Raw genomic sequence first — 24,303 nt, 5'->3', positions numbered from 1 at the left:
GCAGGTCGGGTGATTAGCTCAGTGGTAGAGCGCTTCGTTCACATCGAAGATGTCAGGAGTTCAAATCTCTTATCACCCAAAAATTCCCTCCGTTCAGCCCTGTTCCCAACCTATCCAGCGTGCTCTCGCGCGCCTCAGATCACCGCTCTTTTTGCCTATTTTTTAGGCGGTTAGCGGAGGGTGCAGCAGTAAGCTAGCGGTGTTCAGCCTCGGCAAAAAGGGCCGTTGTTATTCCCTTGGAAGGGTTGTTATTGTCCTCCAGTCTCCGGAAAAAACCGGGGTTACGGGCGTGACGCCCGATAGGGAGGAAACTATGTTCAATCACTTGATCCGCAAGCCCGTATGCTTGCTTGGAACGGCGGCGCTGGCCGCGATTACATTTGCTGCGCCGGCAGTGGCACAAGAACAACTGTCGATCGCCACGGGCGGCACAGGCGGGACGTATTACCCCGTCGGCGGCGGTCTGGCCGAGATCGTTAACAACCACGTCGAAGGCTATTCGGCGACCGCAGAAGTCACCGGCGCATCGGTCGAGAATATGGGCCTGATTGCCACCGGCGACGCCGATCTGGCGATTGCCTTGGCCGATACGGTCGCCCATGCCTACAACGGCACCGGCAACTTTGACGGTCAGCAACTGCCCATGGTGCGCGGCCTCGCCTCGCTTTACGCCAACATGGTGCACATCGTGACCCTTGAGGGCAGCGGCATCACCTCGCTTTCCGATCTGGCGGGCATGCGCGTTTCCGTTGGCGCGCCCGGGTCCGGTACGGAAGTGAACGCTTCTGCGATCCTTGGGGCCAATGGCATCTCTTACGATGACATCGACGAACAGCGCCTGAACTTCAATGAGACCGCCGATGCGCTGGCAAACGGCGATATCGACGCGGGCTTCTGGTCCGTTGGGGCGCCGACGTCGTCGATCCTCAACCTGGCCACGACGCAAGATATCGTGATCCTCAGCTTGTCCGAGGACGAATTGGCCGCTTCCATGGGCGCTCACAGCACCTTTGCGACCACCACGTTGCCCGGCGGCAGCTACAACGGCGTGGACGCCGATGTGGCCGTTCTGGGTATTCCCAACGTCCTGACCGTATCGTCCGAGATGTCGGACGATCTGGCCTACGCCCTGACCCAAGCGATGTTTGAAAACATTGCCGAATTGCAGGCCGTGCACCCCGCAGCGAATGAAACCACGGTCGAATTCACCATGTCGGCCACGCCGATCCCGCTGCACCCCGGTGCCCTTCGTTACTATGACGAAATCGGCGCGGATGTGCCGGACCACCTGCGCGAGTGATGCGTGACACGACTGTAAGAGGGGGGCTTTTTGCCCTCCTCCTGCTATGTGTGGCCGGCCCCGGTGCTGCCGATGACCTTGTCGCCACCCATGAGGATGGCCGGGAAATTACGCGACTATCGGTCCCCGAGGGGACGGAATGGTGCGTGCTCTGGCATCATTCGGTCGAAGGGTTCGAGGTCACCGATTGCTATGAGAACCGCGAAGGGCGGATGGTGCTGGTGCACTCGCATTTGCCGGATTTCGCCGCAGGGCTCGATCACATTCCCGGCCGGGGCACGCAGGTGTCTGACGGGCAGGGCGGATATTTCATTCTCGATATTGATGAGCCCGTACCGGGGGACGCCTATGTGTTGCGTCCGGGTCTGGGGCCTGTCGATCATCGGTTGCGGGTGGGCGATACGATTGTGTCCCTCTCCGCTGTTGCCCCGCGAGAGCGGGTGCGGATCGCTTTGGTAAGGAGCGCTGAGTAATGGTCACCGACACAGAAGTCCCGACCGAACCCGCACCGCAACCAGCGTTTGTGCTGCGTGTGATTGCCGTGATCGGCATCGCGTTGTCGCTGTTTCAACTGTATGCGGCGGGCGTGCAGCCTCTGGGTCTGTTCTTCCAGCGCCCCATTCACCTCGGGTTCATTCTGGTTCTGTGTTTCCTGATCTACCCCGCCTTTGGCCGTGACCGTCCGCGCGGCGTGTTGGGGTGGATCATTGACGGCACGTTGATCTGCGCCGGGATCGTCGCGGGCGCTTGGGTGCCGGTGAACATCGACACCATCGCCAACCAGATTTTCCCGCGCACCATCGACGTGTGGATCGGCGTGATGACCATCGTTGTGGTGCTCGAAGGGGCACGCCGCGCCGTGGGCCTTGGCATGACGATCATCGGCGCGGGGTTCATCGCCTACGCCTTTGCGGGCCGGAGGGGAGAGCTGCCGTTTCTGGCCGATTGGTTGCCCGGCATCCTGAACCATCGCGGCTATTCGCTAGAGCGTCTTTCAAGCCAGATGACCTTGGGCGCAGAGGGCATTTTCGGCATCCCCTTGGGCGTTGCGGCGACGTTTGTGTTTATCTTCGTGCTGTTTGGCGCGTTTCTGGAAGTCACCGGCGCGGGCAAGTTCTTCATTGATCTGGCCTATGCCGCGACGGGGCGGCAACGGGGCGGCCCGGCGAAAGCGGCCGTGATCGCCTCGGCTGGCATGGGATCAATCTCGGGATCGGCGATTGCCAATGTGGTGACCACGGGCGCGTTTACCATTCCGCTGATGAAAAAGCTTGGCTACCGTCCGGCGCAGGCCGGCGGGATCGAGGCTGCAGCCTCCACCGGCGGGCAGATCATGCCGCCGCTCATGGGGGCAGGGGCCTTTCTGATGAGCGAGTTCACGCGGGTGTCCTATGTGGACATCGTGCTCGTCTCGATCTTCCCGGCGGTTCTGTATTTCGGCACGGTTTACCTGCTGGTCCATATCGCTGCGGTAAAACAGGGCATGAAGGGCTTATCCGTGGCGGACCTGCCCCGAACCCGCGAAGTGCTGGCCGAAGGGTGGCATTTCCTGCTGCCCCTTGTGGCGTTGATCGCGCTGTTGGTGGCGGGCTATTCGCCCATGCGCGTGGGCTTCTACGCAATTCTGTCGATCATCGCCGCCGCCTCGGCCCGTGCGTTGTGGACCTTCGCGGCCTCTGGCCCGACGACGGCGGGCTTTATCGCCATGTGCCGCAAGGGGCTTTCGCTGACGCTGGAGGCGCTGGAACTGGGCGCACGCAACGCGGTCGCCGTGTCCATGGCTTGCGCCGTTGCGGGCATTGTCGTGGGGGTCGTGGGGCTGACCGGCTTGGGCCTGAAGTTCTCGGCCATGATGATCGCGTTTTCCGGCGGCAACATCGTCTTGGCGCTGATCCTCGTGCTGTTGGCCAGCTTGATCCTTGGCATGGGCCTGCCGGTGACGGCGGCCTATATCGTGTTGATTATCCTAGTCGGCCCCGCCCTGACCGAGCAGTTCGGCATGCCGATCCTGATCGCCCATCTGGTGGTGTTCTGGTACTCGCAGGACAGTAACGTGACGCCCCCCGTGGCGCTCGCGGGCTTTGCGGGGGCAGCGATTGCCGGGTCAAAACCGATGGAGACAAGCGTTCAGGCGTGGAAATACGCCAAGGGGCTCTATCTGATCCCGCTGTTCATGGTCTTTAACCCTGAGATCATCATGGGCGGCGAGGTGCCGGTCGTGATCTGGAGCGGCGCGATTGCCGTTCTTGGCCTTGCCGCCTTCGCCGCAGCGTTGGAGGGCTACCTTTGGGCCCCTATGCCGATGTGGATGCGGGTGGCCTTGGTGCCCGGCGTCGTCGCGCTGTTCTGGCCGAATTTCACGGTGGAAGTCGTGGGGGCGGTGCTGATCGTGATCTTGCTGGCGCTCAACTGGTGGCAGGCGCGGGGTGCACAACCACCCGCAGGTCCGGAGACCTCAGCCGCCTAGACAGGGGCCGCGGGCCCATGCGGCCCGCGCCCGAGTGGCTATGGGTGTGCATTCTACATCAACCCTAGGTCATGGCGCTGCGGACTGCGCAGTGGCATCCCCAGGTCTTTCGCCATGTGGGGATCAAGCGTCACGTCACGCAGGTGGTGCATTGGCTGGCGTTGCGCGGCCCGCAACCACCACCTCCGCCATGCTTCCGCAAGGGAAGGGCCGGGGCGCGGAGGGGCGGTGGAACGGGGCAAATCAACATGGAACGTCATTGGAATACCTCTTGGCGAATCGTTGCGATTTCTAGACGCTACAACCTCAAGCTAACTTGAGGTAAAGCGCTAATGTCCGGTAAGATGTCCACCGACCTCAGCGTCGGCCAAATGGCTGAGCGTGCTGGTGTCGCCGTGTCCACGCTGCATTTTTACGAGGCCGAAGGGCTGATCCGCTCGGCCCGCAACAGCGCCAACCACCGCCGTTATGAGCGCAAGGAGCTGCGCCGCGTCGCCATCATCCGCACCGCGCAATCGGTCGGCGTGCCCCTGTCCGAGATCAAAGCCCTGTTCGATGGCTTGCCAAAGGGCAAGATCAGCGCCGCCGATTGGGCCCATGCCGCAACCCAATGGGCGGACCGTCTGGACGACCAGATCGAAACGCTGTTGCGCCTGCGCGATCAGATGGGGGCGTGCATCGGCTGCGGATGCCTGTCGATGACGGCTTGCCCCCTGTATAACCCCGATGACCGCATTGCCGCCAAAGGGGCTGGCCCAAGGCGATGGAACGGCGGGCCTGAAGATCGGGCAGAGATGGACACAAGCTTCGAGAAAGCCCAAGGCGATGCGTGACCTTCCCCCCCTCTATATCCTGCGCCATGGCGAGACGACGTGGAACCGCGAAGGTCGCTGCCAAGGCCATCTGGACGCGCCGCTCACGGAATTGGGCCGCACCCAGGCCGCGCAACAGGGGCGGATCATTGCGGATCATATCTTGCCGCGTTATCCCGAAATCTCGGTCTGGGTCAGCCCCCTTGGGCGCGCGAAAAGCACCTGGGCGATCGCGGCAGAGGCCTCAGGGCTGGCGTCGCGCGCCGTCCGGTCCGAACCGCGTTTGGCCGAGGTCCACATGGGCGACTGGCAAGGCCGCCGGCGCGACGACTTTCTGGCCGAAGACCCCGCGGCCCGGGCCCACCCGAACCTGTTTGAGCTGTCCCTCAACACACCCGGCGGCGAAAGCTACGACGCCCTGCGTTCGCGGCTGGTTGAGTGCCTGCACCAAGTGAATCAGCCCACCATCTGCGTCACCCACGGCATCACCTCCTTGGTGCTGCGCGGGCTGATCCTGGGACTACCCCGCGAAGAAATGGCCGATCTGGGACACGATCAGGGCATCGTTTACCGTTTAAATGAGGGGGCAGAGCACCGATTAGAGGCTTCATCGCAGAAATGATCCAGATTGCCTCTTGCCCGTGCCAATTCCTCACGCTATCACGCGCTCCGTGGGGTCGTTAGCTCAGTTGGTAGAGCGCTTCGTTTACACCGAAGATGTCGGGAGTTCGAGCCTCTCACGACCCACCACTTCTACTGCTCTACCGTGATACTGCCGCCCAAGCACGGCGACGATGGCCCGACCCGCGCGGATTTCTTTTGTAATCCTCTGGGTCGGGAGTTCGAGCCTCTCACGACCCACCACTTTCCTTGCTCTACCGTGATACTGCCGCCCAAGCACGGCGACGATGGCCCGACCCGCGCGGATTTCTTTTGTAATCCTCTGGGTCGGGAGTTCGAGCCTCTCACGACCCACCACTTTCCTTGGTCTACCGTGATACTGCCGCCGTGCCCAAGGGCGGGCATTCCGGCAGTTGACCCATATACGTATCACAGCCAAACTTGGATTTCCCCAAGGATGGAGCGCAAGATGATGGACCCCGACACACCGCAAAAGCCGATTAACGCCCCCGGTCACGGGAAGCCGATGCAATCGGCGATCATCATCTACGTGCTCTATGGGGCGGGCGTCGTTTTCCCCCTCGCGGCCCTTGCGGGGCTGATCTACGCCTATGTGGAGCGGGGCAAGGATGCGACGTTGGACACGCACCTCAGCTTTCAGATCGCCACGTTCTGGTGGGGATTGCTGATGATTGTTGTTGGGCTTGTGCTGATGCTGTTTATCGTCGGCTTCCTGGTCTGGCTTTTCTGGTTCGTGTGGCTGGTGGTGCGGTTGATTACCGGGTTCCAGTTGGCGGACGCGAACCAGCCGATTTCGGGCACCGAGATGTTCGGGTTGAAGGCGATCTAGGTGCGCCTGCGCACAGCGGTCGTTTTTATTGGTCGAGTATGCGCATCTGTGCGGAGCAGCTATATTCCCTCCTGCAACAAAAGAGCCTGACCCATGAGCTGGAACCCCATCCTCGACACGCATTATCCTATCGGCACCGATGTGGACGCGATTGAGACAGTGATTGTCCCTCGGGCCCGTGACCTCGGTGATTTTGAAGTGCGCCGCGCGTTGCCCGCGCCAAAGCGGCAGATGGTCGGGCCGTTCATCTTTTTCGATCAGATGGGGCCAGCGGAATTTCTGACCGGGCAGGGGGTGGATATCCGGCCCCATCCCCATATTGGCCTGTCCACGGTGACGTATCTGTTTGAGGGCAAGTTTCACCACCGCGACAGCTTGGGCACCGACCAATGGATTGAGCCGGGAGCAGTGAATCTGATGACGGCAGGCCACGGGATTACCCATTCGGAGCGGGTGGACGGCGAGATGCTGAACGCGCCCTACACGCTGTCGGGGCTTCAGACATGGATCGCGCTGCCCAAGGACGTGGAAGACGGCAATCCGGCATTTGCCCATGCCGCCAAAGGTGATCTGCCGCTGCTCGAGGCCGAGGGCAAGCAACTTCGCCTGATCCTTGGCGATGCCTACGGAGAGGTGGCACCGGTTCAAACGCCCTCGCGCATGTTCTACGCCGATGCTCTGCTAGAGGCGGGCGCGGCGTTGCCCATGCCCGAAGATCACGAGGATCGCGGCGCTTATGTGCTCGACGGATCGGTGACGGTGGCCGGACAAGAGTTTGAGCGGGGTCAGATGATGGTGTTTCGCCCCGGCGACAAGATTGCCATGACCGCAGGCGGGCAGGGCGCAAGGGTAATGATCCTGGGTGGAGACACCATGGACGGCCCACGCCATATCTGGTGGAATTTCGTGGCGTCCTCGAGGGACAAGATAGACGCGGCGAAAGAGGCGTGGCGAGAGGGGGATTGGATGCATGGCCGGTTCCAGCTGCCCCCCACCGACAATGCCGAGCACGTTCCGCTTCCCTGACGGTTTCCCGAACCATCCTGCGCAATTGCCCTTGCCGTTGGTCAAGGGTTTCGCCACCGTGCGAGAATGAAGCAACTCTTCGATATTTTCCAACGCCCTAGGCGGCCCATGCCACGGGATGCCAGCTGATGAGTTCCCCCGACGCCACGCCGCTGCGCGCCATTGTGCTGATCCTGATCGGCATGGCCTGCATCTCGGTCAACGACATGCTGATCAAGTTCCTGTCTGGCGGCTATGCGCTGCATCAGATGGTGTTCATCCGCTCGGTCATCGGCATTGTAGTCACCAGCGTTTTCGTCTGGTTCGAGGGCGGCTGGCAGATTCTCAAGACGGATCGTCCCGGCCTGCACCTCATGCGGGCGGCGCTGATCGTTTCGGCCAACATGCTGTATTTCGCGGGTCTTTCCGTCATGCCGCTGGGGGTGGCGACGGCGCTGTTCTTCGTGGCGCCGCTGTTCATCACGCTGCTGGCCATTCCTGTTCTAGGCGAGAAGGTGGGCCGCCACCGTCTGACGGCCCTTCTCATCGGGTTCGTGGGCGTGGCCGTCATGATGCTGCCCGCCAATGACTGGTCCGAGATCCCCCGCGCGGCGATGTTGCTGCCGATCATCGCGGCTGCGTGCTATGCGGGCATGCAGGTGATGACCCGGAAGTTGGGCGCAAAATCCGCAGCCTCGGCCATGGCGATCTACATCCAGTTGGCCTTCATCGTGGTTTCGGTCGTGTCATTTTTCGCCGTGGGCCATGGCCGCTACGCCGAGGGCGTGGAAAGCGAAAGCCTTATCTTCCTTTTGCGTGCCTGGATATGGCCCGCACCGGACGACATCTGGAAGTTCATCGTCCTTGGCGTGACCTCGGCGCTGATCGGCTACTCGCTGTCGGCAGCCTACCGGATCGGCAATGCGGCAACCGTGGCCTCCTACGAGTACGCAGCCCTGCCGATGGCGATCTTCCTGGGGTGGCTGGTTTTCGGAGAGCGCCCCGGTTGGGTCATGCTGCTTGGCACCGCCCTGATCGCTGGCGCGGGCCTCTATGTTTTCGCCCGAGAGCGCCGAAGTTCAGGCATTGGGCCCGCCGCAGAACGCCCCATTCGCCGCGGATAGGGCGGCTGTGAGAAAATTTCCTCGAATTCATCGCCCGCGCCCGCTTGACCGCACCGCACGGCGTCGTTATCCCACCCCTCACGCGCGGTTGTAGCTCAGTTGGTTAGAGTACCGGCCTGTCACGCCGGGGGTCGCGGGTTCGAGTCCCGTCAACCGCGCCATTTATCCCCTTCCTTTTACTGTCCTACCGCCCTTCGGGCTACTTGAGGACGGCTGTGACCGTGCTGCCGCGCTTCGTGGGGGGGGAAGCGTCGCAATCACCCTTTACGCGATTGGGACGAAGGGGGCCAAATCACCCACCCGGCAACATCCGAAATCAGACCGCATTCGCCCGTTGATAAGCGCAAAAACGGAGCAATATGGATTACCGCAAAATTCGCCCGAAAACCGACAGTTTCCCGCTTGACCGCATCGCAGCGCGTCGTTATCTCGACCCCACGCGCGGTTGTAGCTCAGTTGGTTAGAGTACCGGCCTGTCACGCCGGGGGTCGCGGGTTCGAGTCCCGTCAACCGCGCCACTTATCCCCTTCCTTTTAGTGTCCTACCGCCCTTCGGGCTCCTTGAGGACGATCACGCTTGCCGTAACGGCCTTCGGGCTACTTGAGGACGTGCGCATTTATCCCGTCGCGCTTCGCGCGGGGGGGGGGGAGGCGCTTTCGCGCCTCCGGTGGCCCTTCGGGCAAGAATGGCGTTGCGGTGGCGCGGGACAGTCGGAAAAGGCCCTTAGCCCCTGTGAATCCAGCCGCCGCCGAAAATGCGGCCGCCTTCAGGGGCGTAGAACACGCAGGCCTGACCGGGGCTGACGCCTTCCTCGGCCACGATAAGCTCAACCTCCGCCTCGGTGGCGGAAAGCGGGCGGATCACCGCGGAACGGGGCGGACGGGTAGAGCGGATTTTGACCTCCAACTCCCATGACTCCTGGCTGTCGAACGGCACGTCGCCGAGCCAGTTGATCTCTCGCACAGGCACCGTGCGGGTCGAGAGCATTTCTTTCGGGCCGACGATCACTTGCCGCGTGTCCGGGTCCAGCTTTACCACATAGAGCGGGTCTTCCAGACCGCCGATCCCCAACCCGCGCCGTTGCCCGATGGTATAGTGAATCACACCCCGGTGCTGCGCCAGCACGTTGCCCTCCATGTCGACGATGTCCCCGGGGTCGGCCGCGCCGGGGCGCAGTTTCTCGATCACGGCGGCGTAATTGCCGTTGGGAACGAAGCAGATGTCCTGGCTGTCTGGCTTGTCGGCCACGCTCAACCCGTATTTCGCGGCCAGCGCGCGGGTCTCGGCCTTGCTTTCCAGATGCCCCAAGGGGAAGCGCAGAAAATCGAGCTGCTCTTGCTTGGTCGAAAACAGGAAATACGACTGGTCGCGCGCGGCATCGGCGGCGGAGTGCAACTCGGCCTTGTGGGCGCCCATTTTGCGTTGAATATAGTGTCCCGTCGCCATGCAATCGGCGTCGAGGTCTTTTGCCGTCTCCAGCAGATCCTTGAACTTCACCCGCTCATTGCAGCGGATACAGGGCACCGGGGTGGCGCCAGCAAGGTAGGAATCGGCGAACTCGTCGATCACGGCGTCCTTGAAGACGTTCTCGTAATCCAGCACGTAATGGGGGAAGCCCATCGTTTCGGCCACCCGCGCGGCGTCGCGAATATCGAGGCCGGCGCAACACGCACCTTTCTTGGCCAGCGCCGCGCCGTGGTCGTAAAGCTGCAAGGTGACACCCACCACATCATAGCCTTCATCGGCCAATTGCGCGGCAACGGCGGACGAATCCACCCCGCCAGACATCGCCACCACAACTCGGGTGTCGGCGGGAGCTTTGGCAAAACCTAAAGAATTCAGGCCGTGGGGGCGGTCGAGAGCCATGGAAAACTGTCCTAATCAGGGGGGCGTGTGCGAAATATAGGAAAAAGGCGACATATCACAAGGTTCGCTTACCCGATGTTAAACCTCATGGGCCATCACTCGTTTAGATGAATGAAAAATTGAGGCCGAGATGTATATCAGGAAAATCCAAGGGCCGCATGCAGTGTCACTGCCTGACGGCAGCACAATGACGCGATCTGATCTGCCGTCGCCGGACACAACGCGGTGGGTGGCCAGCCGAAAAGCGGCGGTGGTGCGCGCGGTCGCCCATGGTCTGCTCAGCGCGGAGGAGGCGATTCGCACCTACTCCCTTTCGGAAGAGGAACTTAGCTGCTGGACAGACGCCGTGGAGAAGCATGGAGAAAAAGCGCTCAAAACAACGGCCATACAGAAATTCCGTGAAACCGAATAAAAAAGAATTAGATGTTTCGGTGAAAAGTCTGCGGGTAGGTAACCTCGTGTTAACTATTTAGACGAAAACTAGGCGTATCGGATGTGAGTTACCTGGAGTTAAGAGTATGCGAGTATTGTTAGTCGAAGACGATCCCACCACTTCGAGGAGCATCGAAATGATGCTCAAGCACGCGAACCTTAACGTGTATGCGACCGATCTTGGTGAGGAAGGGATGGACCTGGCGAAGCTGTATGATTACGACATCATCCTTCTGGACCTGAACCTGCCCGATGTTTCTGGTCATGATGTCCTTCGCCATTTGCGCACAGCTCGGGTGGAAACGCCAATCCTCATTCTTTCCGGGCTTGATGACCCCGAAAACAAATTGAAGGGTTTCGGTTTCGGGGCCGATGACTATTTGACCAAACCGTTCCACCGCGAAGAACTGGTTGCCCGAATTCACGCCATCATCCGACGCTCCAAAGGCCACGCACAATCGGTGATCAATACCGGTAAGATTTCTGTAAACCTTGATGCGAAGACAGTCGATGTGGGCGGCACGCCGGTCCATCTGACGGGCAAAGAATACCAGATGCTTGAACTGCTATCCCTGCGCAAAGGCACGACGCTAACCAAAGAGATGTTCTTGAACCATCTCTATGGCGGAATGGATGAGCCTGAGCTGAAGATCATCGACGTTTTCATCTGCAAACTGCGCAAAAAACTGTCGGAAGCGACCGGTGGGAATACACACATCGAGACGGTCTGGGGCCGCGGGTACGTTCTGCGTGATCCGGTTTCTGCTGCCGATATGAACATGGACATGGCCGCCACTGGATAAGTTTAACGCGACCATGAGCGTCCCGACGTTCCGACGATGCGGGGGCTTCGTCTGAATATGTTCGAGATGACGCGAAAGGCGGCCCGGTAGTTCCTGGGCCGTTTTTTTGTTCACCGAGGACGGGCGGGGCCGGAAATTGACGCTCTGAAGCTGTCTGATCTCTGGACCAATCCCGCGCCGCCTCCTATCACAACACCCACGTATTTGCAGCTTTGGGGGCGCGCATGTCACAACCACTCACCGACGCGGCCGACTTGGCGGCTCAGCTCTCGGACGATGAGGCGGCGAAGCGCTTGGCAGAACTCGCTGCGATCCTGAGCGATGCCAACGCCGCCTACCACGGTGAAGACGCCCCCGACATTTCCGACGCCGATTATGATGCTCTGAAGCGAGAGAATGCCGCGATCGAAGCGGCGTTTCCCGCGCTTAAACGCGCCGATAGCCCCAGCGATCAAGTGGGCGCGGCCCCCTCGGCGGGTTTTGCCAAACTGACCCACAGCCAACGAATGCTATCGCTCTCCAACGGCTTCGACGCGGCAGATATCCGGGACTTTGTGGCCGGCATCCGGCGCTACCTCAACCTGTCCAAGGCCGCGCCACTTTCCTTCACCGCTGAACCCAAGATTGACGGGCTCTCCCTGTCCCTGCGCTATGAGGGCGGCACCCTCGTTTCCGCCGCGACCCGAGGGGACGGAGCCGTGGGCGAGAACGTCACCCAAAACGCGCGCACGATCTCGGACATTCCGCAAACCCTGACGGATGCGCCTGACATCCTGGAGGTGCGTGGCGAGGTCTACATGAGCCACGCCGATTTCGAAGCCCTGAACGCACGCCAAATCAGCCACGACGCCAAACCCTTCGCCAATCCCCGCAACGCCGCGGCCGGATCTTTGCGCCAGTTGGACGCGGCCATCACCAAATCGCGCCCCCTGAAGTTCTTCGCCTATGCCTGGGGCGAGCTAAGCGCCCCTCTGGGAGAAACCCAGTCCGAGGCGCTTAAGACTTTAGAATCCCTCGGTTTCACCATCAACGACCTCACCAAAACTTGTCACAGCTGCGAGGAGATGCTGGCGCATTACGCCAGTATCGAGGAGGGGCGCGCTGATCTGGGCTATGACATCGACGGCGTCGTCTACAAGGTTGACAACCTCGACTATCAGCGACGCCTTGGGATGCGCTCCACCACGCCGCGATGGGCCATCGCCCATAAATTCCCCGCCGAACTGGCGTGGACCACCCTTGAGGCCATCGACATTCAAGTCGGCCGCACCGGCGCGCTCAGCCCGGTTGCGCGGCTGACGCCAGTGACGGTGGGCGGCGTTGTCGTGTCCAACGCGACGCTGCACAATGAGGATTACATCGCCGGGCGCGACGCCAATGGCGGGCCGATCCGGCCCGATGAAAACGGGGTGGGCAAGGACATTCGCGTGGGCGACCGGGTGCAGGTCTACCGCGCAGGCGACGTGATCCCGAAGGTGGCGGATGTGGACCTGTCCAAACGCCCCGCCGATGCGCAGCCCTACGTCTATCCAACCGATTGCCCGGAGTGTCAGTCGGCTGCAATCCGCGAAGAAGGCGATGCGGTACGACGCTGCACCGGCGGCCTGATCTGTCCTGCACAAGCCGTTGAAAAGCTAAAACATTTCGTCAGTCGCGCGGCTTTCGACATCGACGGCCTCGGCGCAAAGCAGGCCGAGGCTTTCTATCTGGACGAATGGATTTCAGAACCTGCGGATATCTTTTTGTTGCGGGAAAGATACGGCGAGGGGCTGCAACAGCTCAAGAACCGCGAGGGCTGGGGCGAGAAATCGGCCACCAGCCTGTTCAGCGCCATCGAAGATAAACGGGAAATCGCCCTGCACCGCCTGATATTTGCCCTGGGCATCCGCCATGTGGGCGAGGTTGCGGCAAGTGATTTGGCCCGGCATTTCGGCACGTGGGACGCCTTGGCCGAAACCATCGACGCGGCTGCGCCGGCTGCCGAAGCGCACCTGAGGGCCGAGGCGGCCATCATCGCCGAACGCAAAGCCGCCGCCGACATGGGGCGCCGCGCCTCGCTGCAACCGGAGCGCGACAAGGCGTGGGCCGGCACGCCCGCCGCCGCCAAGGCCGCATGGGAGGATTTGACCGGCATCGACGGGATCGGCGCGACGGTTGCTGTGTCGCTCGTGACCACCTTCCAACAGCCGCGCGAAAGGGCCTCGATCGACCGCCTTATTGCGCAGGTCACCGACGTTCCGCCGCAAGCGCGCGCCACCCAAAGTGCCGTGGCGGGCCTGACCATTGTGTTCACCGGATCACTGGAGCGGATGACAAGATCCGAGGCGAAAGCGCGGGCCGAGGCGCTTGGCGCGAAGGTCTCGGGCTCGGTCTCGGCCAAGACAGATATCGTGGTGGCGGGGCCGGGGGCCGGATCAAAAGAAAAGAAAGCCAAGGACTTAGGGATTGAGTTGCTGACCGAAGATCAATGGCTGGACCGGATCGGCGATGGCTGATCACCTTCCCAAAGGCCGGCCCGAAATCCTGTTTCCGCTGTTTGCGGGATTGGAAACTTTGGATGGTGTCGGCCCGAAGACGGCCAAGAACTACAGCGGCATTAACGTGGAAACGCCCCGCGATCTGATTTTTACGCTGCCCGCGGGCGGTCTGGACCGCACCCGCCGCGCCTCCATCCGCGATGTACCTCTGCCGGGCCCGGCAACGGTCGAGGTTACCATCGGCGCCCACATCAAGCCCAAGGGGCGTGGCCCGTATCGGATTGAGGTGGAGGACGCGCAGACCTCTTTCCAACTCGTGTTCTTCCACGCCCGCGGAGACTATCTGGAACGCCAACACCCGACCGGCGCGCGGCGGGTCATTTCGGGCAAGGTGGAGCTTTATGACGGTGTGGCGCAGATGGCCCATCCTGACCATATGCTCCCCCCCGAAGAGGCCGAGACCATTCCCGAATACGAGCCGGTCTACCCCCTGGCCCAAGGTCTAACCCAACGCGGCGTCCACAAAGCGGTGCAATCGGCGTTAACCAAGGTCGAGCATCTGGGCGAATGGATAGATCTTAACACCGTTAAGGAACGCGATTGGCCCGCGTGGTCCGAGGCGATCCAAGCCGTCCACGCGCCAAAGAACGCAAGCGATCTCAGCCGTGCCGCGCTGCCCCGCGAACGGCTCGCCTATGATGAACTGTTTGCCCACCAATTGACCCTCGCACTGGCGCGGAACACCCGGCGGCGCAAGGCCGGGCTCGTCTCGGAAGGTGACGGAAAGCTAAGGGCCAAGGTGCTGGCGGCTTTGCCCTATACGCCGACCGGGGCGCAACTGCGCACGATCCAGGAGATTTCCGAAGATATGGCCAAGCCGCAGCGGATGAACCGCCTGCTGCAAGGGGACGTCGGCGCGGGCAAGACGCTGGTGGCCCTGATGGCGCTGCTGGTCGCGGTAGAGGCGGGCGGGCAGGGGGTGATGATGGCCCCGACCTCGATCCTGGCGGGGCAGCATTACCTGAACCTCAAACCTCTGGCGGATGCCGCAGGCGTGGTGTGCGAGGTGCTGACCGGCGCGGACAAGGGTAAGGATCGCCAAGGTAAACTCGCCGCGTTGGCAAGGGGCGATATCCACATCCTCGTGGGCACGCACGCCGTGTTCCAAGACGATGTGGCGTTCAACAGCCTGCGTTTGGCCGTGGTGGATGAACAGCACCGCTTTGGGGTCCGCGAAAGGGTGCGGCTGAGCCAAAAGGGCGAGATGGCAGATGTGCTGGTGATGACCGCCACGCCGATCCCGCGCACGCTGTCCCTGGCGCAATACGGTGACATGGATGTGAGCGTGTTGGACGAAAAACCGCCGGGGCGCACGCCAGTGAAAACGGCGCTGATTTCAACGGCGCGGATGGATGAAGTGGTGGCGCATCTGCGCGGCGCGTTGGATCAGGGGCGGCAGGCCTATTGGGTCTGCCCGTTGGTGGAGGAATCCGAGGTCTATGACGCGACCGCCGCAGAAGAGCGGTTCAAGATGCTCCGCGCGGCCTTCGGAGAGGGTAAAGTGGCGCTGGTCCACGGGCAGATGAAGCCGAAGGAAAAAGACGCCGTGATGGCGGCCTTCAAAGCGGGCGAAACAAGGGTGTTGGTGGCGACCACGGTGATCGAGGTGGGGGTGGATGTGCCCAATGCCTCGATCATGGTAATTGAACAGGCGGAGAATTTTGGTCTGTCGCAATTGCACCAACTAAGGGGAAGAGTGGGGCGAGGATCGGCGGAGTCCACCTGTCTGTTGATGTACCGCGCACCTTTGGGCGAAACCGCCACCCGCCGCCTGCAAGTGATGCGAGAGACCGAGGACGGCTTCCGCATATCCGAGGAAGATTTGGCGATCCGGGGCGCGGGCGACGTGATCGGAACAGCGCAATCGGGGCTGCCCAGGTTCCGCGTCGCCAACCTTGAAGAGCAGAGCGCGCTGATGGCGCTGGCCCAAAGCGACGCACGGGCGTTGCTGACGCTCGACCCCGATTTGGAAGGGGCACGCGGGCAGTCTGCAAGGGTACTTTTGTGGCTGATGGAGCAAGACAAGGCGATCCGACTACTGGACGTAGGGTAAGGCTGGGGAGGTCTAAAACGAGAACGGAACACGCTTTGTTCTCAAATGTTCTCAAAAAGTTCTTTACAATTTTAGCGGAACGTGGGAACAAAGATGCAACAAAGACGTTACCTACCCAGACGTTCGGTAATACAGGAGACGCCCCGATGATTGCACAAGCCGCTCAAATTCTCGCCCGTTCGCGCGATACGCTGATGTATGATCTGGCAGGCGTTGTGGCACTCGCCTTGATGACGGTTGGGATGCTGCATCTGCCCGGTCTGGTCTGAATTTTCGCCCCCTGTATTTTTGCCCCTGTCGGTATCTGACCCGCCCGCCGCCCCGCAAGGAGTTGTCCCACCCCTAGATTTTTCGCGCAGCAGGACTTGAGAGAGACCTGAAACCTTCCAGACTGCGCCCGTTTTCTGCCTGCGATCCACGGGTTTCGTTTGCGCCACTTGTCCCGGCCCAAACACGATTTGCCTCGCCCTTAGTCCCATGCCTCGGGACGTCACGGATACGCATTACTACGCCGCCATCCTTGTCCGGGATGCGCGGCGTTTTTTTTGGGGAAATGGCGGCGCGGTGTGGAAGATCCTTGCAAGGATCTTCCCAGTCTTTTGCAAAAGACTGGGGCGTCTAGGCGCAGGCGGCGTGTTCGGCCTCGGCCATGGCTTCGGCGGTGGCGTCGAGGGCGAGCATGATGGAGGCGTGACGATTACGGTATTCTTTCGCGGGTTCGAGCACCTCGTAACCTTCCCAAGGGGCGCCGGGGGGCGGGCCGTCGAATTTGAGCATCGCTTTCAGGGCATCGCGGGCGGCTTCCACCTCGAGCCTCGTGCGGCCGATGACGTGCTGTCCGAGAAGGGCTGCGGCCGCCTGACCAAGGGCACATGCTTTGACGTCCTGGGCGAAGGCGGAGACCTTGTCGTCGGTCAGGCAAAGTTCAACGGTCACGGTCGAGCCACATAGCGGCGCGCGTTTCTTTACCCGCGCCTGGGGGGCTTTGAGCGCGCCACGATGGGGGATGTCCGCTGCCAACGCGAGTATGCGTTGAGAGTAGAGTTTAATCAGATCGCTATCCGCTGCCATCGTTCGCCTTTCGGGGCTTTGCCTTTCGGGTCCGTCATGACGTAAGTAGCGTCGCGTGGGCCATTTGCAAAGAGGACGACCCGATGAAAGACTTTGATAGGGCAACACTTCGCTATGATGTGAACGGGTTGATCCCCTGTATCGCGCAGCAGGAAGGCACCGGTGAGGTCCTGATGATGGCGTGGATGAACGCAGAAGCGGTGGCAAAGACCTTGGAAACGCGGCGGGTCACCTATTGGAGTCGGTCACGCCAAGCCTTTTGGGTCAAGGGAGAGACCAGCGGTCACACCCAGGCTTTGGTAGATTTGCGGATAGATTGTGACCGGGATTGTTTGTTGGCGGTGGTCCAGCAAGAGGGCGCCGCGTGTCACACGAACCGGCGGGTGTGTTTTTACACCTCGGTCGTTGACGGCGAAGAGGTTGAGTTGATGGCGCCGATGGGGTGAGGAGGTGCTGGTTTTGCGGAGGGGTGTGGTGCTTGGGTGCGGGAGCAGGCCTTGGATCGATCGCGTCTAACTGGGGCCAGCCGTCCAGACTATGCTTTTTTAATGGGGGGGGCGAGCCCTGTTGAACAAGCCTCTCTAACTGGGGGGCCAGTCCCCCAGACCATGCCTCTTTAACTGGGGGGCCAGCCCCCCAGACCCCCGGCGATATTTTTGAAAAGATGAAGGGGTCAGAGGCCGACGAGGTGGCGGATGTCGGCGGGGCTGGCGCCTTCAGTGCGGTAGGTACGGATGGCGCGGGCATCGTCGCGTTTGGCGAGGCGGCGGCCGTGGTTGTCACGGATCAGGGCGTGGTGATGGTAGGTGGGCGTGGGCACTCCGAGGAGGCGTTGCAAGATCACGTGGATTTTGGTGGCGGCGAAAAGGTCATCGCCGCGGATCACATCGGTAATGCCTTGGGCGGCATCATCGAGAACGACGGAGAGATGATAGGAGCCCAGGAAATCACGGCGCGACAGGACGATATCGCCGATGTTCTGTTCCATCTCGGTTGCTGTGAACTCGATCAGACCCTTGGGGCGCCGTCCGGTTTCGGAGAATGACGCGAAGGTTTTAGCGCCATGTTCGGTCCTGCGTGCGTCCATGACGCGGGTCACGGCCTTACCCATGTCTAGGCGAAGGGTCGTATCTTGTGGGAGGGGAACGTCGCTGTGCCGTCGGCCTGACCCGGCGTGGATGCCACGACAGGTACCGGGGTAGATGATCCCATCGGGGCCCATGGGTGGGTCTCCCTCATGGGGGGCGGATGCAGCGGCGAGGATGTCGCGACGGTTGCAGGTGCAGGGATAGAGCAGGTCGTCCTGCCAGAGCGTTTGGAGAGCGGCGCGGTAGGCGGGCAGTCGGGTGGATTGGCGCAGAGGCTCGGCGTCCCAATCGAGGCCGAGCCAGCGAAGGTCGTCGATGATCTGTGTTTCCCATTCAGGTTTTGAGCGCTGGCGGTCGATGTCTTCGATCCGCAAGAGGAAGGTGCCGGTTTGAGCACGGGCCATGTCATGGGCCAGGATCGCGGAATAGGCATGGCCCAAGTGCAGAGGCCCGGTGGGAGAGGGGGCGAAGCGGGTAATCACGTGCGACGGAACACGTAAACCGTGGACATGACGTCGATACCGGGCAGATGCGCGCCGCGTTCTTCAGAGATCAGCTCCATGAGATGGGCTTGGGCGGCAAGCGCCGCCGGGAATTCCGGCGCCTCTAGGGCCACATCGTTGAGAGAGATGACGAAATAGCCGGCTGAGGGCAGGGCTGAGACGAGGGGCGCGATCACCTCGGCTGGGGCGGCGCCGGGGCCGATGGCGCCGATTGCAGTGATGGCTTGGTAGGTGTTCGGGGCCACGGGGGGCGGAGCGTCGGCTTGGGCCTTGGTGAGCGTTCGGTAGATGTCTTTTGCCCGCGCTTTGGTCAGCATTGCATCCGACAGGTCCACGCCGTCAATAACGCGGAAACCCTCGGCCCACAAAGCCTCGCCTGAGAGGCCCGTGCCACAGGCGAAATCGAGGATCGGGGCGGTTTTGGCCAAGCCTGTCGCCGCAAGCGCTGCGGCACAGCGTGTCGGGGTGGCATAGGCGTTGGCGGTGATCTCGGCCTCGTAGGTGTCGGCCCATTGATCGTAGTAGTCGCGCACGCCATCGCCTTTGAGGTCGTAGACCTTTGACAAGAATGGTGTATCTGGCATGCGCGATCTCCCACCTATGGCCGCTTATGAGCTATTGTGCGGCTGCCTCTGAAGGAGATAGCCACTGGGTCCATGCCTCCTTGGCGCGGTCCGTGTAGGCTTTATAGCGGTCTTTGCGGCCCCTGCGTCCACCCTTGAGGCCCTCAACCGGGGGAAATAACCCGAAGTTGACGTTCATTGGCTGGAAGGTTTTGGCGTCCGCGCCGCCCGTGATGTGGGTCACGAGCGCACCCATGGCGGTGGTGTTGGGGACCTCTGGCAGGGTCTGGCCGAGGATTTCAGCGGCGGCCATGCGGCCCGCGAGAAGGCCCATGGAGGCGGACTCGACGTAGCCCTCAACGCCCGTGATCTGGCCCGCGAAGCGGATGTGGGGCTTTGAACGCAGGCGCATCTGAGCGTCCAGCAGGGTGGGCGAGTTGATGAAGGTATTGCGGTGGATGCCACCGAGCCGGGCAAAGGAGGCCTCATGCAGGCCCGGGATCATCGCGAAGACCTGCTTTTGCGCGCCGTAGGTCATCTTGGTCTGAAAGCCCACGATATTATAGAGCGTTCCCAAGGCGTTATCGCGGCGCAGCTGCACCACGGCGTAGGCCTTGGTTTGCGGGTCATGGGGGTTGGTCAGGCCCACGGGCTTCATCGGACCAAAGCGCAGGGTCTCGCGGCCCCGCTCGGCCATAACTTCGATGGGGAGGCAGCCGTCGAAGTAGCCCGCCGTTTCCCCCTCCTTGAACTGGGTCTTGTCGGCGGCCAGGAGCGCGTCGATGAAAGCCTCGTACTGGTCATGGGTCAGGGGGCAATTGATGTAGGCTTGCTGTTCCTCCAGCGTGTCGCCCTTGTCATAGCGCGACTGGCGCCAGGCGATATCCATGTCGATGCTGTCGGCGTAGACGATGGGGGCGATGGCATCGAAGAAGGCCAGCGCGTCCTGGCCAGCCTCGCGCGCGATGGCGTCGGCGAGTTTGGAGCCGGTCAGCGGACCCGTGGCGATGATGGTGGGGCCATCGGTGGGAAGGTCCGTGATTTCGCCGTAGGCGATCTCGATATTCGGATGGGCTTGCAGCTTGGCCGTCACGGCCTCGGCAAAGGGATCACGATCGACGGCCAGCGCACCGCCCGCGGGCAGCTTGTGGTCGTCGGCGGTGTGCATGATGACCGAATCCGCCGCACGCATTTCCCAATGCAGCAGACCCACGGCGTTTTGCTCGCTGTCGTCAGAGCGGAACGAGTTGGAGCAGACCATTTCCGCCAGGTTGCCGGTGCGATGGGCGAAGGTTTCGACCTTGGGGCGCATCTCGATGATTTTGACGGAAACGCCCATGTTGGCGGCCTGCCAGGCGGCCTCGGACCCGGCCATACCGCCGCCGATGATTGTAAGTTGTGATGACTGTTTCATGGGGGGTGATGTAGGGAGTTCTTATGAAAAGGGAAAGCCACGAGTGCATACTGGAAAGGGGGGAACCGGATTTCAGGTGTAGGTGCACGCCGGAAATGGCGGGGCTTTGTTCTTTTGTTTGGCGTGTGGGGTTGGCGTGAGCCCGAATGGGTAGGCTAATTCGGGGTGTTGGCTTGGGATGAATTGCTGAGAGGCCGTTTACGGGCAGGTCTGCCGTAAACAGGCCAGTGCAAGGGTATCTGCGAGTCGCGATCCGCCTCAAGGACGCCTACGGCGCCGCGCAGGCGCGGTCTGCGATCCTTGACCCGGTTCCCGACTCACGCGGTGGGGTGCAGGGCGAAGCGGCCGGGGCCGTGGGCGGCGAGCATCAGGTAGCCGCCCGCGATGGTCCAGTTCTTGAAAGCGATGGTCATCTGCCACGGGTCATCCATGAGGATGTGAAAGCAGGAGGTGACGATGCAGTAGGCGGCGGCGGCGAGTGCGAGGGGACGGGTGTAGAGGCCGAGGGCGATGCCCACGCCCGCGATAGTGGTGAAAATGCCGGCGGGCCAGAGCAGCCCGGCGGGCAGGTTGGCCAACGCGAGCAGGGCGCCCGCACCGGTGGGGTCAGAGATCTTCTGGACCGTTCCAGCCAGCATCAGCGATGCCAGAAGGAGCCGCCCGACAAGCGCCAGAAGGTCACTCACCGCGCCGTTCCAGGGCCGCGGCGACCCGCTCCATCGCAGTGGCACTGCGCTCGGCGGCAGCAAGCTGGCGCTCCTGCATCTCGATCTGACGCGCCTGGTTGGCTTCGATCTGCTCGTTGGTCTTCTGCATCCGTCGCCCGCGCGGGATGCCGACGATCAGCATGATCGCCAGCATCAGCATCATGACCGTGAACGCCACGGTCAGAAAGGTGTCGGTATCAGACATCCTCTCCACCTTCGATCACCTCGGCGTCTTCATCACCCTGGTCGGCGATATAGGCGACGCTGACGATGTCCTCGCCCTTGGCCGTGTTGAAGACCTTCACGCCACCCGCAGAGCGGGACCGGAACGAGATGCCGTCGATTGGCACGCGAATGCTCTGACCCGTGGAGGTCGCCAGCATGATCTGGTCGTCCATCTCCACCGGGAAGCTGGCCACAAGCGTGCCGCCGCGCATTGCCTTGTCGATGGCGCTGACACCTTGGCCCCCGCGACCGCGCACGGGATAATCATGGGACGAGGACAGCTTGCCAAGGCCGCCCGAGGTGATCGTCAGGATCAGGTCCTCGGCCGCGCTCATTTCGGCGTAACGCTCTGGCGAAAGATCACCCTCGGGCACGTCATCCTCATCGGTTTCCGTTTCCTCGGTCACACCCGCCATCAGGCGGCGTTGCTTGAGGTAGGCGGCACGTTCCGAGGCTTCTGCATCGAAGTGCCGGATGATCGACATCGAGACGACCTCATCGTCCGTACCAAGGCGAATCCCTCGCACACCGGTCGAGGCGCGGGAGTTGAAGACCCGCACGTCAGTGGCCGGGAACCGGATCGCGCGGCCCTGTTTGGTGACCAGCATCACGTCATCGTCGTTCGAGGCGATGCGCGCGTTGATCATCCGCCAGCCTTCGCTGTCGCCTTCGAACTTCATCGCGATCTTGCCGTTGCGCATGACATTGGCGAAATCACTCAGCGCGTTGCGGCGCACGGTGCCGCGGTCGGTACAGAAGACGACCTGCAACTCGCCCCAGTGATCCTCATCCCGGTCCACGGGCATGATCGCGGCAATCCCGGTGCCCGTTTCGATCGGCAGGATATTCACGATGGCCTTGCCCCTGCTGGAGCGGCTTCCCGACGGCAAGCGCCATGTCTTCAGCTTGTAGACCATGCCGCTGGTCGTGAAGAACAGCAGCGGCGTGTGGGTGTTGGCGACGAACATCGACGTCACGACGTCGTCGTCCTTCATAGAGCCGCCGGACACGCCCTTGCCGCCGCGCTTCTGCGCCCGGAAGTCGGCCAGTGGCGTGCGCTTGATGTAGCCGCCTTGGGTGATGGTGACGACCTGATCCGAGCGTTCGATCAGGTCTTCGTCGTCCATGTCACCGGACCATTCGACAATCTCTGTCCGGCGGTCCACGGCGAATTTCGCGCGCACCTCGGCCAATTCGTTGGATATGATCTCCAGGATCCGTTCTCGCGAGGCGAGGATGGCGAGGTAATCCTTGATCTTGCCTGCCAGCTCTTCCAGCTCGTCGGTGACTTCCTTGACGCCCAGTTGCGTCAGGCGTTGCAGGCGCAACTCCAGAATGGCGCGGGCCTGCGTTTCCGACAGGTTGTAGGTGCCGTCTTCGTTGGCCGTATGGGTCGGGTCATCAATCAGCTTGATGAACGGCAGGATTTCCTCGGCTGGCCACGCGCGGGTCATCAGGGCCGCGCGGGCGGCGGGCGCATCGGCGGAGGCGCGGATCGTTGCCACGACTTCATCGACGTTGGAAACCGCCACGGCCAAACCGCACAACACATGCGCCCGGTCGCGGGCCTTGCGCAACTCGAACGCAGTGCGACGCGCCACGACTTCTTCGCGGAAATCGAGGAACGACGTCAGGAACGCGCGCAGGGTCAGTTGCTCGGGCCGGCCACCGTTGAGCGCCAGCATGTTGCAGCCAAAGCTTGTCTGCATCTGCGTGAAGCGGAACAGCTGGTTCAGCACCACCTCGGGCGTGGCGTCGCGCTTCAACTCCACCACCACACGCACGCCGATCCGGTCGGATTCGTCGGCCACGCCGCTGATCCCGTCGATCTTCTTGTCGCGGACCAGTTCGGCAATGCGCTCGATCATGCTCGACTTGTTCACCTGATAGGGGATTTCGTCGATGACAATGGCGTAGCGATCCTTGCGGATCTCCTCGACGCGGGTCTTGGCGCGGATGATGACGCTGCCGCGCCCCTCCAGATACGCCTTCTGCGCGCCGGAACGGCCCAGAATGATCCCGCCCGTGGGGAAGTCAGGGGCGGGGACATATTGGATCAACTCTTCCGAGGACAGGTCCGGCTTCTCGATCAGTGCCTGACAGGCATCAATCACTTCGCCCAGATTGTGGGGCGGAATATTGGTGGCCATACCAACGGCAATACCGCCCGCGCCGTTCACCAGCATATTGGGGAAGCGGGCAGGCAGAACCGTGGGTTCTTGTTGTTTGCCGTCGTAGTTGTCCTGAAAATCGACGGTGTCTTTGTCGATATCTTCTAGAAGATAGGCAGCCGGGCTATCCATGCGCACTTCGGTGTAGCGCATCGCGGCGGGGTTATCGCCGTCCATGGAGCCGAAGTTGCCTTGCCCGTCCAGCAGGGGCAGCGACATGGAGAAATCCTGCGCCATCCGCACCAGTGCATCGTAAATCGCGCTGTCGCCGTGGGGGTGGTACTGGCCCATCACGTCGCCCACAGGCCGGGCCGACTTGCGGTAGGCTTTTTCATGGGTGTTCCCGGTCTCGTGCATCGCGAACAGAATGCGGCGATGAACCGGCTTGAGGCCGTCGCGCAGGTCCGGGATCGCCCGAGAGATAATCACCGACATCGCATAGTCGAGGAACGAGGTCTTCATCTCCGCCGAAATGTCGATCGAGGGGCCGGAAAACTCGGGCCGCTCGGGCAGGGTTTCCCCGTCGTTTTCAGGGGGTTCAGGAGTGTCGGTCATTTGTCCGCCCGTTCGTCGTGTTATACGCTATATTTTGTTGAGCGGACTATAGCTGCCCCCGATATGGGGTGCAATGGCGCGATCACACTGCGAGGAGGCCCCGTAGAGGCCGAGGAGGGGCTGAAAAACGAGGGGC

23 protein-coding genes and 4 tRNA genes are annotated in these 24,303 nt (G+C 61.9%); 18 read left to right on the top strand and 9 right to left on the bottom strand.

Annotation, left to right across the window (positions count from 1 at the left end; all coding sequences use genetic code 11):
* The first annotated feature begins 7 nt into the window (after positions 1-7).
* From AADW23_RS14275 to AADW23_RS14260, 4 genes are all read left to right on the top strand, one after another.
* A tRNA-Val gene (locus AADW23_RS14275) sits at positions 8-79 on the top strand.
* A 234-nt stretch (positions 80-313) separates the two neighbouring features.
* On the top strand, positions 314-1,300 hold the full coding sequence (locus AADW23_RS14270; protein WP_341861610.1) for a TAXI family TRAP transporter solute-binding subunit: 987 nt from the start codon (positions 314-316) through the stop codon (positions 1,298-1,300).
* Positions 1,300-1,773, top strand: coding sequence for a DUF1850 domain-containing protein (locus tag AADW23_RS14265; protein WP_341861609.1), 474 nt, complete (start codon positions 1,300-1,302; stop codon positions 1,771-1,773). The genes AADW23_RS14270 and AADW23_RS14265 overlap by 1 nt, the downstream gene beginning before the upstream one ends.
* On the top strand, positions 1,773-3,767 hold the full coding sequence (locus tag AADW23_RS14260) for a TRAP transporter fused permease subunit (protein WP_341861608.1): 1,995 nt from the start codon (positions 1,773-1,775) through the stop codon (positions 3,765-3,767). Before AADW23_RS14265 ends, AADW23_RS14260 begins: the two co-directional genes overlap by 1 nt.
* 53 nt (positions 3,768-3,820) lie before the next feature.
* On the opposite strand, the gene AADW23_RS14255 is transcribed toward AADW23_RS14260, so the two are convergent.
* Entirely contained in the window at positions 3,821-4,027 is a 207-nt protein-coding gene (locus AADW23_RS14255) for a hypothetical protein (protein WP_341861607.1), read from the bottom strand.
* A gap of 72 nt (positions 4,028-4,099) precedes the next feature.
* Between AADW23_RS14255 and soxR the strand changes: the two genes are divergently transcribed.
* From soxR to AADW23_RS14215, 8 genes are all read left to right on the top strand, one after another.
* Entirely contained in the window at positions 4,100-4,600 is a 501-nt protein-coding gene (gene soxR, locus AADW23_RS14250) for a redox-sensitive transcriptional activator SoxR (RefSeq protein ID WP_341861606.1), read from the top strand.
* Entirely contained in the window at positions 4,593-5,201 is a 609-nt protein-coding gene (locus AADW23_RS14245) for a histidine phosphatase family protein (RefSeq protein WP_341861605.1), read from the top strand. Before soxR ends, AADW23_RS14245 begins: the two co-directional genes overlap by 8 nt.
* A gap of 52 nt (positions 5,202-5,253) precedes the next feature.
* A tRNA-Val gene (locus tag AADW23_RS14240) sits at positions 5,254-5,329 on the top strand.
* Between the two features lie 340 nt (positions 5,330-5,669).
* Complete coding sequence (locus AADW23_RS14235) at positions 5,670-6,050, top strand: hypothetical protein (RefSeq protein ID WP_341861604.1); 381 nt, start codon at positions 5,670-5,672, stop codon at positions 6,048-6,050.
* A gap of 93 nt (positions 6,051-6,143) precedes the next feature.
* Positions 6,144-7,076: a pirin family protein gene (locus AADW23_RS14230; RefSeq protein ID WP_341861603.1), complete on the top strand. Its 933-nt coding sequence runs from the start codon at positions 6,144-6,146 to the stop codon at positions 7,074-7,076.
* A 128-nt stretch (positions 7,077-7,204) separates the two neighbouring features.
* A complete protein-coding gene (locus tag AADW23_RS14225; protein WP_341861602.1) occupies positions 7,205-8,179 on the top strand; it encodes a DMT family transporter in 975 nt (324 codons plus the stop codon).
* An 84-nt stretch (positions 8,180-8,263) separates the two neighbouring features.
* Positions 8,264-8,340, top strand: a tRNA-Asp gene (locus AADW23_RS14220).
* A 280-nt stretch (positions 8,341-8,620) separates the two neighbouring features.
* A tRNA-Asp gene (locus AADW23_RS14215) sits at positions 8,621-8,697 on the top strand.
* A 205-nt stretch (positions 8,698-8,902) separates the two neighbouring features.
* On the opposite strand, the gene mnmA is transcribed toward AADW23_RS14215, so the two are convergent.
* Positions 8,903-10,045 (bottom strand): tRNA 2-thiouridine(34) synthase MnmA, encoded by a 1,143-nt coding sequence (gene mnmA, locus AADW23_RS14210; protein WP_341861601.1) that lies wholly within the window; start codon positions 10,043-10,045, stop codon positions 8,903-8,905.
* 130 nt (positions 10,046-10,175) lie between these two features.
* Between mnmA and AADW23_RS14205 the strand changes: the two genes are divergently transcribed.
* The 5 genes from AADW23_RS14205 (at position 10,176) to AADW23_RS14185 (ending at position 16,139) form a co-directional block, all read left to right on the top strand.
* Positions 10,176-10,457 (top strand): DUF1153 domain-containing protein, encoded by a 282-nt coding sequence (locus tag AADW23_RS14205; RefSeq protein ID WP_341861600.1) that lies wholly within the window; start codon positions 10,176-10,178, stop codon positions 10,455-10,457.
* Between the two features lie 106 nt (positions 10,458-10,563).
* Complete coding sequence (gene ctrA, locus AADW23_RS14200) at positions 10,564-11,280, top strand: response regulator transcription factor CtrA (RefSeq protein ID WP_341861599.1); 717 nt, start codon at positions 10,564-10,566, stop codon at positions 11,278-11,280.
* 224 nt (positions 11,281-11,504) lie between these two features.
* Entirely contained in the window at positions 11,505-13,775 is a 2,271-nt protein-coding gene (gene ligA, locus AADW23_RS14195) for an NAD-dependent DNA ligase LigA (protein ID WP_341861598.1), read from the top strand.
* Complete coding sequence (recG, locus tag AADW23_RS14190; RefSeq protein WP_341861597.1) at positions 13,768-15,870, top strand: ATP-dependent DNA helicase RecG; 2,103 nt, start codon at positions 13,768-13,770, stop codon at positions 15,868-15,870. The genes ligA and recG overlap by 8 nt, the downstream gene beginning before the upstream one ends.
* Before the next feature lie 146 nt (positions 15,871-16,016).
* Positions 16,017-16,139 carry a hypothetical protein gene (locus tag AADW23_RS14185; protein ID WP_341861596.1) on the top strand — a complete coding sequence of 41 codons (123 nt, stop codon included), beginning with the start codon at positions 16,017-16,019 and terminating at the stop codon, positions 16,137-16,139.
* A 349-nt stretch (positions 16,140-16,488) separates the two neighbouring features.
* On the opposite strand, the gene AADW23_RS14180 is transcribed toward AADW23_RS14185, so the two are convergent.
* Complete coding sequence (locus AADW23_RS14180) at positions 16,489-16,941, bottom strand: iron-sulfur cluster assembly scaffold protein (protein ID WP_341861595.1); 453 nt, start codon at positions 16,939-16,941, stop codon at positions 16,489-16,491.
* A gap of 83 nt (positions 16,942-17,024) precedes the next feature.
* On the opposite strand from AADW23_RS14180, the gene hisI reads away from it, so the two are divergent.
* Complete coding sequence (hisI, locus tag AADW23_RS14175; RefSeq protein ID WP_341861594.1) at positions 17,025-17,387, top strand: phosphoribosyl-AMP cyclohydrolase; 363 nt, start codon at positions 17,025-17,027, stop codon at positions 17,385-17,387.
* A 227-nt stretch (positions 17,388-17,614) separates the two neighbouring features.
* On the opposite strand, the gene gluQRS is transcribed toward hisI, so the two are convergent.
* The 6 genes from gluQRS to gyrA all read right to left on the bottom strand — a co-directional run bounded on the left by gluQRS (position 17,615) and on the right by gyrA (position 24,167).
* Positions 17,615-18,511 (bottom strand): tRNA glutamyl-Q(34) synthetase GluQRS, encoded by an 897-nt coding sequence (gene gluQRS / locus AADW23_RS14170; protein WP_341861593.1) that lies wholly within the window; start codon positions 18,509-18,511, stop codon positions 17,615-17,617.
* Positions 18,508-19,116, bottom strand: coding sequence for a methyltransferase domain-containing protein (locus AADW23_RS14165; protein WP_341861592.1), 609 nt, complete (start codon positions 19,114-19,116; stop codon positions 18,508-18,510). Before AADW23_RS14165 ends, gluQRS begins: the two co-directional genes overlap by 4 nt.
* Positions 19,117-19,147: 31 nt before the next feature.
* Positions 19,148-20,509 (bottom strand): methylenetetrahydrofolate--tRNA-(uracil(54)-C(5))-methyltransferase (FADH(2)-oxidizing) TrmFO, encoded by a 1,362-nt coding sequence (gene trmFO / locus AADW23_RS14160; protein ID WP_341861591.1) that lies wholly within the window; start codon positions 20,507-20,509, stop codon positions 19,148-19,150.
* A gap of 317 nt (positions 20,510-20,826) precedes the next feature.
* Positions 20,827-21,195, bottom strand: a complete 369-nt coding sequence (locus AADW23_RS14155) for a DoxX family protein (RefSeq protein WP_341861590.1) — start codon at positions 21,193-21,195, stop codon at positions 20,827-20,829.
* Positions 21,188-21,421 carry a hypothetical protein gene (locus AADW23_RS14150; RefSeq protein WP_341861589.1) on the bottom strand — a complete coding sequence of 78 codons (234 nt, stop codon included), beginning with the start codon at positions 21,419-21,421 and terminating at the stop codon, positions 21,188-21,190. The genes AADW23_RS14155 and AADW23_RS14150 overlap by 8 nt, the downstream gene beginning before the upstream one ends.
* The gene (gyrA, locus tag AADW23_RS14145; protein WP_341861588.1) at positions 21,414-24,167 is read right to left on the bottom strand and encodes a DNA gyrase subunit A; all 2,754 of its coding nucleotides are present in this window, start codon (positions 24,165-24,167) and stop codon (positions 21,414-21,416) included. The genes AADW23_RS14150 and gyrA overlap by 8 nt, the downstream gene beginning before the upstream one ends.
* Positions 24,168-24,303 lie beyond the last annotated feature (136 nt).

Source organism: Gymnodinialimonas sp. 57CJ19 (assembly GCF_038396845.1).
GTDB lineage: Bacteria > Pseudomonadota > Alphaproteobacteria > Rhodobacterales > Rhodobacteraceae > Gymnodinialimonas.
This window is presented reverse-complemented; position numbering and strand designations above follow the sequence as displayed.